Source organism: Pararhizobium antarcticum (assembly GCF_001885585.1).
In the GTDB taxonomy this organism is placed as follows: Bacteria; Pseudomonadota; Alphaproteobacteria; order Rhizobiales; family Rhizobiaceae; genus Pararhizobium; species Pararhizobium antarcticum.
Genome location: NZ_LSRP01000134.1, coordinates 1 through 12,109 on the forward strand (window position 1 = coordinate 1; position 12,109 = coordinate 12,109).

Sequence of the window (12,109 nt, forward strand, 5' to 3'; positions counted from 1 at the left end):
CCCGTAAGGTCCGTTTTCGGCCCAGAGCAGACGTCGTTGACTTGGCTCATAATACGCCAATATCATGCTCCATGACTGATCTTTCGACCCAACTGCTGGATGAACTGAGTGTCGATGAGGCTGCGCGACCCAAAGCCCCGCCGGTGCCCGAGGCAACAGACATGCACCGTCACCAAGGCCGACAACTAGCCGCAATCCACAGCCATCATCTCAGAGAAATGGGTCAAATCGGCGCGATTCTTGCCAGGATCGAAGCGCGGGACGTTCCGCCTGAGCACCTAAAGCAGCTCGTGCTTTCACTCGATATGGCTGAGAATTTTCGAGCGTTCGGATCGCTTTGCGGCCGTGAATGCCAAGTGCTCAAGTTTCACCACGACATTGAAAGCGCCGACATGTTCCCCCGGATTGAGGCAGCGGGTGGCGGCAGGTTTCGCGAGATTGTGGCGAAGCTAAAGGCGGAGCACGAGGTCGTCCATGAGTTGATCATCCGCCTGAGTCGTGCGGCAGATGCATTGGCGGAAGCGCCCTCGGAGGAAAATTTCATTCAGGTGAGCAACACATTCCAAAAACTGGAAGAGGTCGTACGCTCCCACTTCGGCTATGAGGAAACCGAATTGGAGGAGGCCATCGGGTATTACCTCGGATCGATCTGACGCCGCCCTTTAGGGAGACTTGGCCTTGAAGTACAGAAATAATAGCTCTTTCAAAGAAGACGTCGTTGACGAGACAGGCAGTCTGCTGGCCGTCCGCTTGGTCCGCGTCACAGCCATGCCGGCTGTTGGCCCCAAGCGGCCATCATACTAGTCGGTGCGAATGGCCGCCTTCCTCCCCGCGCCGCCGAAAACCCTGGTTTCGCGTCCCAAGATCAGGCGCTCCCTCGAGGCGAGGCTTTCCCCCGCTAATCGCCTTTGCTGGAAAGCAAATTGTCGAGCTGCTCCGGCAATGCGGCCTCCGATCCCTGTAGTGCTTCCTCAAGCGCCTCTCTCGAGGGATAGACTTCGTGGAAATGCAGCAGCGTCTTGCCTGTCTGACCTTCGAAAGTCACGGTCGTGACCGCACCCTTTTCGCCCTCGTCATTGGTCCAGACGATGCGATCGTTCGGCACGACTTCGAGATACTTGCCATAGATAGCCATCGTGTTTAAGTCGCTGGTGCTGAATTCCAGCCGATATTTTCCGCCGGTACGGACATCCATATCGCATGATATGAGGGAAACGCCGGATGCCGATTTTGGCATCCACCAGCGCCGGAATAGCTCGGGCTCGCTCCATGCCCGGAAAACCATGCTCAGTGGCGCATTGAATGTCCGTGTAACGACGACTTCGCGATCGCCTCTGCGCTCGAATGATGTGCGGTTCTGCGTACCATCTGCGTTGTTACCTTGCTGGCTCATCGCTGTCCTCCTGCTGCATTTGCATGATAATCTCGTCCAATGCGTCAAAGCGGGCCTCGAAGAGCATGCGATGCGCCTCGATCCACTCGGCCTCCGCCTTGAGGCCGCGTTTCCCGAGCTGGGAGGTCCTCACCCGTCCCACTTTCTGTGTCACCACGAGCCCCGCCCGCTCGAGAACCTGTACGTGCTTCTTTATTCCGGTCAGCGTCATCTGGAACCTGTCCGCAAGACTGGTGATCGACGCGTCCCCTCGCACAAGCTGACCGATGATCCCCCGGCGTGTCGCATCGGACAACGCCGCAAACGAAAGGTCGAGAGGGGCATTTGAATACTGAACCATACGGTTCAGTATTTGATCGTGCGTTCAGAAGTACAAGTGTCGCAAACGTCTCCTGCCCACGCCGTGGCTGGGATCATGCCGCATGACCGCAGTTGGCGCAATCCGGCTGGGTCGACTTGGCGTCTTTCGGCCCGAAGCGGGCGTTCGCCGTCCGCTTGACACCAATACGCCCTCGCTGGATCATCCGGCCTTGGAGGATACTCATGGACATGGTTACGCTGGACTACTTCCGAGAGCCGGGCCCGCATTCCACGGCAAAGAAGAATAAGGTCGGGCTGGCAGGCGCTCCAACGGACATCGCCGACCTAGCCACCTGGATTCAGGGAAGAATGCTTCACGAACACTGGGCGTCGAGATATGGCGAAGAGCTGACCCCGGAGCGCCGTGAACTCTCGCAAAGGAGATCGGTGGACGCCGTGCTGGACGGCGTCCTTGCGGGGGGCAATTCACCACGTCCTGCTGCGGGTCGCGCGGTTGGTGTCTGCAGCCATTTCTCGCTGCTCGCAGTGTCGGCCTTGCGAGCGCACGGCCGTGCGGCCAGGTCGCGGTGCGGTTTCGGCACTTATTTCGCTCCTGACAAGGCGATCGACCACTGGGTGGTGGAGGTCTGGAATGGTGATCGCTGGCGGATGGTCGATTTTCAGATCGATGACTTTCAGCGTGCAGAACTGGGGCTGGTCTTCGACACTCTCGACTTGCCCTCGGGTGAGTTCCTGCTGGCCGCCCAGGCCTGGCAACTCTGCCGGCGTGGCGAGGACGACCCCAATCGCTTTGGCATCTTCGATGAAGGCGGCTTCTGGTTCATCGCCTCAAATATGATCCGTGACCTCGCCAGCCTGAACAAGATCGAGATGCTGCCGTGGGACGACTGGGGGGCGATGCCATCCCCAGACACGGAGATCAGCACCGAGGAACTGCGACGCTTCGATCATTTGGCGGAGGTCCTGCTCGACCCCGACCGTCATTGGGAAGAGCTCCGTTTACTCTATGGCGCTCCAGGGTTCGGCATGCCCGGAGAGGTCTTCAATGCTGTCAGGCAGGTTCGGGAGACGGTATCCGTCGCGCAGTAGGTACTCAAAGCTCGGCGGCTGAAGTTCTGCATGCACGGGTACTATCCGACCGCAAATACCAACGACCGCTTTTGGCGCAACAGCTGGCACAGCGACATTGAGATGGCAGGCACGTTGACCGGAAACAGTCTTAACCCGACATCTGTCATCAACCCTGCTCATGTCGCCGCGAGTAACGAGAACGTAACCCGATGATCCACCGGCTCGGCCGCATCGAGGCGGAGTTGGCCGAAAGTGCACAACAGAAGCCAATCACCACCATCCCCAAAACCATCGCTCCCATGGAACGATCCCCGCCCGGCGGCGTTCCTGTAGCCCTGAAGCAAGCATTGGCCGCCCCAATGGTGGCCTACGCCTTGCGCAGCATGGAGATTTCAAGATGCACCTTCCCCAGAATACAGTTATTGCCGTCGCCGATGGCGAAAAGCTGAGCCTCTTTCAGAACGAGGGCGATGCCCAGAATGTCAAGCTCAGGGCGATGCCGGACGAAGACATCGACAGCTCGAAGATTTCGTCCGGTGCGCGTCATTCCTCGAGCTCTGCCAATCCGGATGACAGCCAGCAGGAAGAAGACGGCTTTGGCAACGGCGTCGCTGATATGCTGAACAAGCAGGTTCTGGATGGAAAGATCAAAAACCTCGTGATCATCGCGGCACCGCGCACCCTGGGCGAGATGCGCAAGAGCTACCATAAATCCCTCTCCGAGGTGCTTATCGGTGAACTCGACAAGGATTTGACCGGTCACTCGATCCAGGACATCGAAAAAGCGCTTGCCGCCGCTTAAGGTATCGGCTGGTCGCAAATAGCAATTGCCACCCTTCCCTAGGGTGTGCCGGAAACGGCGGGCCCCCTGACAAACCCGGCAATGCCTTTCTGGCCCATTGCGGCACCTCATCCTCCGTCTTCCTCGCCCTTGTGGCGGGGATCCAGCGACCCGACGTCCGGCGGGTCAAAGGGCCTTTATCCGACCAAAGACTTGGCGGCTGGATCCCTGTGACAAGCACAGGGATGACGGAGGATGCGGGATCAGCTTTCTCAAGATTGACAGATCTCGCGTGTTGCAGAGATCAGGCTCGTCGGACGTCAGGGCCTCGCAGTGGCTGGCGGGCATCTCCGCTTCTCTTGCACACCCCGCGCGGCGCCATCAGCCCTGAATTCGCCACCACAGCTTGAACCGTCATATCCCTGTCATCAAATCCTGCTCCTGTCCCTCTCGACAAAAGGAGCGAGACCAGATGATTGACCAGCTCAGCCGCATCAAGGCGGAAATTGCCGACAGTTTTGATGAAGAGCTGGAAATGCAGATGGAAGAGGACCGGCTCGACGAGCTGGTCGCGGAGGGCCTGTCGGAGGAAGCCGAGCCGACGATCGACCGCAAACTCTATTTCCGCGAGCTGTTTCGGCTGCAGCACGAGTTGGTGCGCCTGCAGGATTGGGTCCAGCACAAGCAGTTGAAGGTGGTGGTGCTGTTCGAGGGCCGGGATTCGGCCGGCAAGGGCGGCGCCATCAAGCGCGTCACGCAGCGCCTCAATCCCCGCGTCTGCCGCGTGGTGGCCCTTCCCGCGCCAACCGAGCGCGAGAAAAACCAGTGGTATTTCCAGCGCTATGTGCCGCATCTGCCATCGGCCGGCGAAATGGTGCTGTTCGACCGCTCCTGGTACAATCGCGCGGGCGTCGAGCGCGTCATGGGCTTCTGCACGCCCGCGGAACTCGACGATTTCTTCCACACCGTGCCGGAATTCGAGCGCATGCTTGTGCGGTCCGGCATCATCCTGATCAAATACTGGTTCTCGATCACCGACGAGGAACAGGAATTCCGCTTCAAGATGCGCATCCATGATCCTCTGAAACAGTGGAAGCTGTCCCCCATGGACATGGAAAGCCGCATCCATTGGGAAGAATATACCAAGGCCAAGGAAGAAATGCTGGCCAAGACCCATACTGAAGACGCACCGTGGTGGGTGGTCCAGGCTGTCGACAAGAAGAAGGCCCGGCTGAACTGCATCGCCCATCTGCTGCAGCAGATCCCCTATGAGGATGTGCCCAAACCCGACATCGAGCTCCCCGACCGCGTCCGCCACGACGACTATATCCGCCATCCGGTCGCAGAAGAAATGTACGTGCCAGAAGTCTACTGATAACGGCGCAAACGGCCGCTAGGCCGGATCGCGCTCCTCGCACCGTAATGCGCTGAAGCGGAATATCCGCCTTTGCGTAGCCCCCGCGCCGATTGCTGCTGTCGCGGCGGGCGGCGGCAGCTTGCTCCTGCGACACCTGCAACCCTTGACTTTCACAACCGATCGTCCGACTTCAAAGGCAGGAAAAGGCAAGGACGAGACCGATGAGCGAACAGGCACGCACCACGATCGATCAGAAGGAAGTCGACCGGTTTTCCGCCATGGCTGCCGAATGGTGGGACCCGCGAGGCAAATTCCGGCCATTGCACAAGTTCAATCCGGTGCGGCTGACCTATATTCGCGACCGGGTGTCCGAGGCTTTCGGCCGTGATCCGCTGGCGCCCCAGCCGCTGAAAGGCCTGCGCGTCCTCGACATCGGCTGCGGCGGCGGCCTTCTGTCCGAGCCCATGGCCCGCATGGGCGCCGAGGTCGTCGGGGCCGACGCGTCCGAAAAGAACATCATGATCGCAAGGACCCATGCCGAGGGCAGCGGCGTCGCCGTCGATTACCGCGCCGTGACGGCCGAATCGCTGGCCGAGGCAGGAGAAACCTTCGACGTTATCCTCAACATGGAAGTGGTCGAGCATGTCGCGGATGTCGATTTCTTCATCAGCACCTGCGCCGCCATGGTCCGGCCCGGCGGCATGATGTTCCTCGCCACCATCAACCGCACCCTCAAGGCCCGCGCGCTCGCCATCTTCGCCGCCGAAAACATCCTGCGCTGGTTGCCGCGCGGCACCCATCAGTTTGAGAAGCTGGTGCGCCCGGAAGAGTTGGAAAAACCGCTCACCGCCGATGGCATGCAGATTACCGACCGCACCGGCGTCTTCTTCAATCCGCTGTCCAATCAGTGGAACCTCTCGAAGGACATGGACGTCAACTACATGCTGGTGGCCAAGCGCCCGGCATGAAAGACGGCGCCATCGGCGCACAAGCCGGTCGGCGCCGCGCGTTGTGAGCGATGACGGAGCGGTAAAATCTTTCTGAATGGTCCGTCAGCCACGTCGGCAGCGCTGCTTGCTATGCCTTCAGCGACAGCAACCGGAGCGCCTTATAAACCCCGTTGAACGCGTCGCCGCCTCGAAATTGATCGGCTCGCGCAGGCGAAAGCCCTCGACCCCGGGACTGTCATAGGGCGCAACGAACAGACCAAAATTATAGATCGCGAGATGCGCCCCGCTTCGCTGCAGGTCGCCCGCGCCGGCCATATCAGTTGATATCGTCGGGCAGGATCGGCAGGGCGGCAATCTCGATGCCTTCTTCGATCAGGTCGCGCGCCTCCTGCGGCGTCGCCTTGCCGATCAGGCCGCGTGCATCCGCTTCGCCATAGTGGATCTTGCGGGCTTCCTCGGGAAATTTTTCGCCGACATCCTCTGCATTCTCGCGGATGGTGGCGACCATCTCCCGGATCTTGGCGACAGCCTGCTTCTGCGCCTGCTCGATGATCACCATGCGCGCCTCTTCCTTCTTGCGGCCGGTGGCAACCGATGGAACCATCAACTGCTTGGCGACCGAAGACGAGCCGCAGACTGGACAGGTGACGAGACCGAGGCCGGCCTGCCGGTCATAGTCCGCACCCGACGAGAACCAGCCTTCGAAAACATGGTCGTGGTCGCAGGAAAGCGTGTAGCGGATCACGCGGCGACGCCTCCCGGTGTCGACTGCGGCCGATTCTCCAGGGAAAATGGCCGGCCATTCTTGAGGTTGGGGATTTTTCCGCGTGCCGCTGCCACTGCGGCAATATCGATCTCCGCGAGTACGACCTGCTCGCCGGTTGCGCCGGCGGAGGCAAGGATCCGGCCCCAGGGATCGATGATTATCGAATGCCCGTAGGTTTCTCGGCCATCCTCGTGCACACCGGCCTGGGCTGCGGCGATGACGAACAGGCCGTTTTCGATGGCGCGGGCCCGAAGCAGGATTTCCCAATGCGCTTCACCGGTCTGCCGGGTAAAGGCTGCAGGAATAGACATGAGCTGCGCACCGGCGATCGCCTGGCGGCGGAACAGTTCAGGAAAGCGGACGTCGTAGCAGATGGCAAAACCCAGCACACCGAAAGGCAGGTCGACAAGTCGCGCAGTATCGCCCGGCGTATAGGCCGCGCTTTCCCGCCAGCTCTCGCCATTGTCCAGATCGACATCGAACATATGGATCTTGTCGTAGTGGCAGAGTTTGTTTCCATCCGGGCCGAAGAGGAAGCCGCGATTGGCAATCTTGCCATCGGACAGGGCAATCGCCGTCGAGCCGACATGGAGATGAAGGCCAAGATCGGCAGCAAGCGTTGAGGCCGTCGAAACGATCACATCATGCGCCTCATCGCGCAAAACGGCACGCAGGCCCGCCCGGTCTCTCTGCAGCGCCCCGGTCATCTCGGGCGTCTGGACGTAGGACGCGCCTTGCGCCGCAGCGTCCCGCACAAGGCGCGCCATGGTCCTGGCGTTGACCTCAGGGTCGACACCGGAACACATCTGTATCGCCGCGGCCTTGAAGGTCATTGGATGCTCCTTAAGCGGCCAGCATGCCGTCCAGCTTGCCGGCCCGTTCCAGCGCCTGCAGATCGTCGCAGCCACCGACGTGAATATTGTTGATGAAAATCTGCGGGAAGGTGGTTCCGCCGTTCGATTTCTCGATCATCTTCTGGCGCACATCAGGCGCATATGTGGCATCGTGCTCCACATACTTGGCACCCTTGGTTTCCAGAAGCTTCTTGGCTGCGGAACAATATCCGCAGAATTGACGCGTATAGATGACGACCGACGCCATGACTTCCACCTGCTGCTTGGCCGGCCCCGTGCCGGCAATCCTGAGGTTTTCATATAAGACCGGAGACGGCTCTTGCAAAGGTCAAAACCGTGACATCCCGGGCGCCGGCCCGTTTCAGCGCCCGTGTGGCGGCCGAAACCGTGGCGCCGGTGGTGTATACATCATCCACGAGAACGATGCTTTTCCCGAAGAGCCCCGCGCTGCCGCTTTCCGTCACGGCAAATGCGCCGCGGACATTGTCCTGCCGTGCCGTTGCCCCCAACCCCACCTGACGGGCGGTCCGCTTGGTGCGAACGAGGACATCTGGCAGATAGGGCTTTGCGGAATCCCGGGCAATCGCGCGCGCCAGCTCGGCCGACTGGTTGAACTTGCGGCTCCACAGACGCAACGCATGCAGCGGCACCGGCACGATGGCATCGCAGGCCGCAACCGAGCCGTCGCTCGCCCGCACCATCCATTGCGCCATCATTGTCGCGAGGTCGGTCCTGTCGCGATATTTCAATCCATGCACCAGCGACCGCGCGATCCCGTCATGGATGGCAACCGAGCGCAGGCGATCGAAGACAGGCGGATTGGCGATCGCATCGGCGGAAAGAATCCCCGCACCCAGATCATGCGTGAACGGGGCGCCGAGCACCTCGCAATAGGGGCGTTCGATCAACTGGAGCGTTGCCCAGCAGGCCGGACAAACACCGCGATGCTGGCCGACCATCCTGCCGCAGCCAACGCAGACCGGCGGATAGACGACGTCAACGACGGACGACCAGGCCTTGCCCAGCCCAGACGCAAGGCTGGCGAAGCGATTGCGCCGGCTCCCTTCGTCACCCTCGTTGTTGTCCCGGTCGATCACGCTCTCCTGCCCACGCGTTGCGATATCCAGGGTGGATTTTGAGACCAAACGCCGAAATCAGGCGCAAAGCTCACCGTAACACTTTAAAGCCGTTGCAGAATTCCTTAGATCCATGCCGATTGCAGGCACCCTGCAGAAGCCTTAACCGGAGCAGACTACATTGGATATCGTATTTGACCAGTCGCTCGTCGAGGCCCGCCGCAAGCGCGCCTTGCGCAACGCGGACCCGAAGGCACTGTTTCTGCTGGAGATCGCCGCAACCGATCTGGCAGAGCGACTGAGCGTCGTCGAGCGCCACTTCGAAAGGGCCGTGGAACTGCACGGCTATACCGGGCTTGCCGCGGACCATCTTGCCCGGACAGGCAAGATCGATCGGATCGAGCGCGTGGAGATCGACACGGCGTTTGGTGTTGGTCGAAACGACGTTTCGGTGGCGTCGCTGGAAACCGTGCCGTTGGCAGCGGAATCGGCAAACCTCATTGTCTCCCCGCTTTCCCTGCATCTGACCAACGACACCCCTGGTGTCTTCATCCAGGTGCGCCGCGCCCTGAAGCCGGACGGGCTGTTCTTGGCGGCGATTCCGGGCAATGGCACGCTCAAGGAATTGCGCGAGGTGCTTCTGGCTGCAGAGAGCGAATTGGTCGGCGGCGCCAGTCCGCGCGTGATCCCCTTTGCCGATGTCCGGGATGTGGGGGCGTTGCTGCAGCGCGCCGGTTTTGCCCTGCCGGTTGCCGACAGTGAAACCTATACGGTGCGTTACGCGTCGCTGTTTGACTTGCTCAAGGACCTGCGCGCCATGGGCATGACCAATCCGCTGGCGGCGCGCAGCCGCAAACCGTTGACGCGCCGTTTTTTCGTGAGAGCGGCAGAAATCTACGCCGAGCGTTTTTCCGATCCGGACGGCCGTATCCGCGCGACCTTTTCGATCATCTACCTGTCGGGGTGGGCGCCGCACGAAAGCCAGCAGAAACCGCTCAAACCGGGATCGGCGAAACGCCGTCTGTCGGATGCGCTCGGGGTCCCGGAACGGAAACTTGACGACCGCAAGGAATGATGGGCGAGCAGCGTTCAGGTTCCAGCGTTGACGATCGCATCCTTGATCGTCGTCAGGACGATCAGCAGTTGATCCGAGAAGCTTTGAAGACCGACGAGCAGACCAATCGAAATCAGCGCCGCAAGCAGCCCATATTCTATGGCAGTCGCGCCGGTGTCATTCGCCAGAATGCGGATAAAGGTTCTCATTGGCCCAGCCTGTTCGCAACGTTTTCAACGGGAACGCGGGACAGCGACCAGACCCATGTTCGTTCATGCACTCAGCAACCACTCTTGGTGCCGTCGCCATCGATGATACAGACGGCACCGGGCATTTCCTGCAGAACGCTGCGACGCACCGTGTAGCGCTTCGACGTCGTGCCCGACGGAATCGACCCCGTCTGGATTGTGTCATAGTCGAGCGGTGCATTGGCCAAGACGCGATTGTCGGTCTTTGCAGTCAGCATGGGCGTCAGGATCAGCGTCAGCGCGATCACGGCCGTGCCGAACAGAAGCGACAGATTGAGCACACCGGTCCGGCGGGACTGGCTTGTCACCATATCCTTGTCCTGAACCGTTCTCCAGAAATCGTCGTCTACCATTGTCAGCCTCTCGAAACATACCTGCAGGGCTCAAAACGGGGCATAGGGTCCGTTTCGGATCAGCGTCGCGCAAATTCAAGCCGATGTCGGTTCAGGGTATCATCCCGTAGCCGGACACGCATCGGCAGTCCTACACCTGCAACTTTGCGCGAAGGTGATAAACGATCGATTAACGAAACGGCGATTTCCGCCTGAAACGCGGCAGATTGGCGACAACAGGCACGCGTTTCCGGAGGCCTAGAGGAGATCCATCAGAAACGGGATCAAAGGTTCGTCGGCCGGCGGCATGGGATAGTCACGCAGGGACTTGGACCGGACCCACTTCAGGGCCTGTCCTTCCCGTCCATGCGCCATGCCCTCGTAGCGACGACAGACATAGAGCGGCATCAAAAGGTGGAAATCGTCATAGGTGTGGCTCGCAAAGGTGAGCGGCGCCAGACAGGCAACCTTGGTTCGGATTCCGAGTTCCTCGTCAAGTTCGCGGATCAGCGTTTCTTCCGGCGTCTCGCCAGGCTCGACCTTGCCGCCGGGAAATTCCCAGAGACCTGCCAGCGACTTGCCCTCCGGACGCTGGGCAAGCAGAATCCGGCCATCACTGTCGACCAGCGCGCAGGCGACGACCAGCAGGATCTTCTTTCCGGGTGCATCGATCATATCAGGCTCCGGGCCGGCGATAGACGTATCTGTAGACGTCCTGGAAGCCGAACTTGCGATAAAGACCGATCGCAGCCTCGTTGTCGGCCTCGACCTGCAGCCAGGCCTTTCGGGCTCCACGCAACCGCGCCCAGCGCAGCGAAGCATCGAGAATGGAAGCACCGATCCCTTGCCGTCGCTGGGTTTCAGCAACACCGAACTGAAGGATGCCAGCCAGATCATTGTCATGAACGACGAGCGAAACGGCGGTCGGGCCGAGGACCGCATCCTCGAACAGGAAGAGGCCGCTCTCCGGACGGATCGCATTCATGATCTCGGTCAGGCCCGGCTTGCTTTGCGGATCGTCGCCACAGATCCGGATACGGGCATCAACGAAACGACCAACGTCGCGGATCGGAAGGTAGTCCATGCCGTCGACCAGATCGCTGGCGGCGATGTCGGCCATCATGACGATGCTCTCGCCGAGCGCGGACCAGCCTTGCGCGTCCATCAGCGCCGTCATCTGCGAGGGCGTCAGCGGCGACTGGCGCACGGTCAGCGGCAGTTCGTAGTCCGAAAACCGCTTGGCGGCCTTTTCCAGCCGAATCTCCAGATCGCGATAGTCAGACGGATCGAGCGGGTTGAGGGAATTCAGGCGCTTGGAGGGATGACCGGCCGTGAGACGAATGAGCCAGCTTCCGTCATAGTGAACGGACGCGGCAGGCCAAGCCCGAAAGCCCACCGCCTCCAGGCGGCGGACAATCGGCAGGTCGGCACGGGTGATCAAGTCAGTACTCTCCAAAGCGTCAGCTCCGATAGTCGCCGTTGATTTCGACATATTCCTTCGTCAGGTCGCAGGTGTAGACCGTCGCGCATCCGGAGCCCAGACCGATCTCGACACGGATCGCGATGTCCTGTTCCTTCATGACGGCACTTGCCGCTGCCTCCGAATAATCCGGATCGCGCTCGCCGTCGACAGCGACGCGGATCTCGCCGAACCAGATCGCCAGCCGGTCGCGGTCCGCCATTTCGCCGGATTTGCCGACAGCCATGACGACGCGTCCCCAATTGGCATCTTCGCCGGCGACTGCCGTCTTGACCAGCGGCGAATTGGCGATTGACAGGCCTATGCGCTTTGCCGCCGCGTCGGTTTCCGCACCCTCGACGGTCACGGCGACCATCTTGCGGGCGCCTTCACCGTCGCGGACCACCTGCAAAGCCAGATCGCGCAGGAGATCGTTGAGCGCTGCAC

Annotated in this window: 17 protein-coding genes; 6 read left to right on the plus strand and 11 right to left on the minus strand. The window is 60.6% G+C overall.

What is annotated here, in order from left to right; genetic code table 11:
* The coding region (locus tag AX760_RS23475) for a hemerythrin domain-containing protein (RefSeq protein ID WP_210187389.1) at positions 1-653 on the plus strand (653 nt) is incomplete at its 5' end.
* 245 nt (positions 654-898) lie between these two features.
* Here AX760_RS23475 and AX760_RS23480 read toward each other — a convergent pair.
* Both AX760_RS23480 and AX760_RS23485 read right to left on the minus strand, forming a co-directional pair.
* On the minus strand, positions 899-1,393 hold the full coding sequence (locus AX760_RS23480) for an SRPBCC domain-containing protein (RefSeq protein WP_071835441.1): 495 nt from the start codon (positions 1,391-1,393) through the stop codon (positions 899-901).
* Positions 1,377-1,733, minus strand: a complete 357-nt coding sequence (locus AX760_RS23485) for an ArsR/SmtB family transcription factor (RefSeq protein ID WP_071835442.1) — start codon at positions 1,731-1,733, stop codon at positions 1,377-1,379. Before AX760_RS23485 ends, AX760_RS23480 begins: the two co-directional genes overlap by 17 nt.
* A gap of 203 nt (positions 1,734-1,936) precedes the next feature.
* Here AX760_RS23485 and AX760_RS23490 point away from each other — a divergent pair, with 203 nt between their 5' ends.
* The 4 genes from AX760_RS23490 (at position 1,937) to ubiG (ending at position 5,891) form a co-directional block, all read left to right on the plus strand.
* Positions 1,937-2,803 carry a transglutaminase-like domain-containing protein gene (locus AX760_RS23490; RefSeq protein WP_071835443.1) on the plus strand — a complete coding sequence of 289 codons (867 nt, stop codon included), beginning with the start codon at positions 1,937-1,939 and terminating at the stop codon, positions 2,801-2,803.
* A gap of 379 nt (positions 2,804-3,182) precedes the next feature.
* Positions 3,183-3,587 (plus strand): host attachment family protein, encoded by a 405-nt coding sequence (locus AX760_RS23495; protein WP_071835444.1) that lies wholly within the window; start codon positions 3,183-3,185, stop codon positions 3,585-3,587.
* 451 nt (positions 3,588-4,038) lie between these two features.
* Entirely contained in the window at positions 4,039-4,941 is a 903-nt protein-coding gene (gene ppk2, locus AX760_RS23500) for a polyphosphate kinase 2 (protein ID WP_071835445.1), read from the plus strand.
* 203 nt (positions 4,942-5,144) lie between these two features.
* The gene (gene ubiG / locus AX760_RS23505) at positions 5,145-5,891 is read left to right on the plus strand and encodes a bifunctional 2-polyprenyl-6-hydroxyphenol methylase/3-demethylubiquinol 3-O-methyltransferase UbiG (protein WP_071835446.1); all 747 of its coding nucleotides are present in this window, start codon (positions 5,145-5,147) and stop codon (positions 5,889-5,891) included.
* A 298-nt stretch (positions 5,892-6,189) separates the two neighbouring features.
* Here ubiG and AX760_RS23515 read toward each other — a convergent pair whose 3' ends face one another.
* From AX760_RS23515 to AX760_RS23530, 4 genes are read right to left on the minus strand one after another with little or no spacing between them, the layout of a single operon-like run.
* Positions 6,190-6,618, minus strand: coding sequence for a DUF1178 family protein (locus tag AX760_RS23515; protein WP_071835447.1), 429 nt, complete (start codon positions 6,616-6,618; stop codon positions 6,190-6,192).
* Positions 6,615-7,472 carry a carbon-nitrogen hydrolase family protein gene (locus tag AX760_RS23520; protein ID WP_071835448.1) on the minus strand — a complete coding sequence of 286 codons (858 nt, stop codon included), beginning with the start codon at positions 7,470-7,472 and terminating at the stop codon, positions 6,615-6,617. The genes AX760_RS23515 and AX760_RS23520 overlap by 4 nt, the downstream gene beginning before the upstream one ends.
* Before the next feature lie 10 nt (positions 7,473-7,482).
* Entirely contained in the window at positions 7,483-7,740 is a 258-nt protein-coding gene (gene grxC / locus AX760_RS23525; protein WP_071835449.1) for a glutaredoxin 3, read from the minus strand.
* Between the two features lie 49 nt (positions 7,741-7,789).
* Positions 7,790-8,518 carry a ComF family protein gene (locus AX760_RS23530; RefSeq protein ID WP_071835454.1) on the minus strand — a complete coding sequence of 243 codons (729 nt, stop codon included), beginning with the start codon at positions 8,516-8,518 and terminating at the stop codon, positions 7,790-7,792.
* A gap of 232 nt (positions 8,519-8,750) precedes the next feature.
* On the opposite strand from AX760_RS23530, the gene AX760_RS23535 reads away from it, so the two are divergent.
* Positions 8,751-9,644, plus strand: a complete 894-nt coding sequence (locus AX760_RS23535) for a methyltransferase domain-containing protein (protein WP_071835450.1) — start codon at positions 8,751-8,753, stop codon at positions 9,642-9,644.
* Between the two features lie 14 nt (positions 9,645-9,658).
* Here AX760_RS23535 and AX760_RS23540 read toward each other — a convergent pair whose 3' ends face one another.
* The 5 genes from AX760_RS23540 to AX760_RS23560 all read right to left on the minus strand — a co-directional run.
* A complete protein-coding gene (locus AX760_RS23540; RefSeq protein WP_071835451.1) occupies positions 9,659-9,832 on the minus strand; it encodes a Flp family type IVb pilin in 174 nt (57 codons plus the stop codon).
* 71 nt (positions 9,833-9,903) lie between these two features.
* Complete coding sequence (locus tag AX760_RS23545; RefSeq protein WP_071835452.1) at positions 9,904-10,224, minus strand: hypothetical protein; 321 nt, start codon at positions 10,222-10,224, stop codon at positions 9,904-9,906.
* Positions 10,225-10,461: 237 nt separating this feature from the next.
* Positions 10,462-10,878, minus strand: a complete 417-nt coding sequence (gene mutT, locus AX760_RS23550) for an 8-oxo-dGTP diphosphatase MutT (RefSeq protein ID WP_071835453.1) — start codon at positions 10,876-10,878, stop codon at positions 10,462-10,464.
* Between the two features lies 1 nt (position 10,879).
* Positions 10,880-11,644: a GNAT family N-acetyltransferase gene (locus AX760_RS23555; RefSeq protein ID WP_245295089.1), complete on the minus strand. Its 765-nt coding sequence runs from the start codon at positions 11,642-11,644 to the stop codon at positions 10,880-10,882.
* A 19-nt stretch (positions 11,645-11,663) separates the two neighbouring features.
* Positions 11,664-12,109 (minus strand): bifunctional ornithine acetyltransferase/N-acetylglutamate synthase (locus tag AX760_RS23560; protein WP_175552126.1); only part of this gene is annotated, 446 nt, incomplete at its 5' end.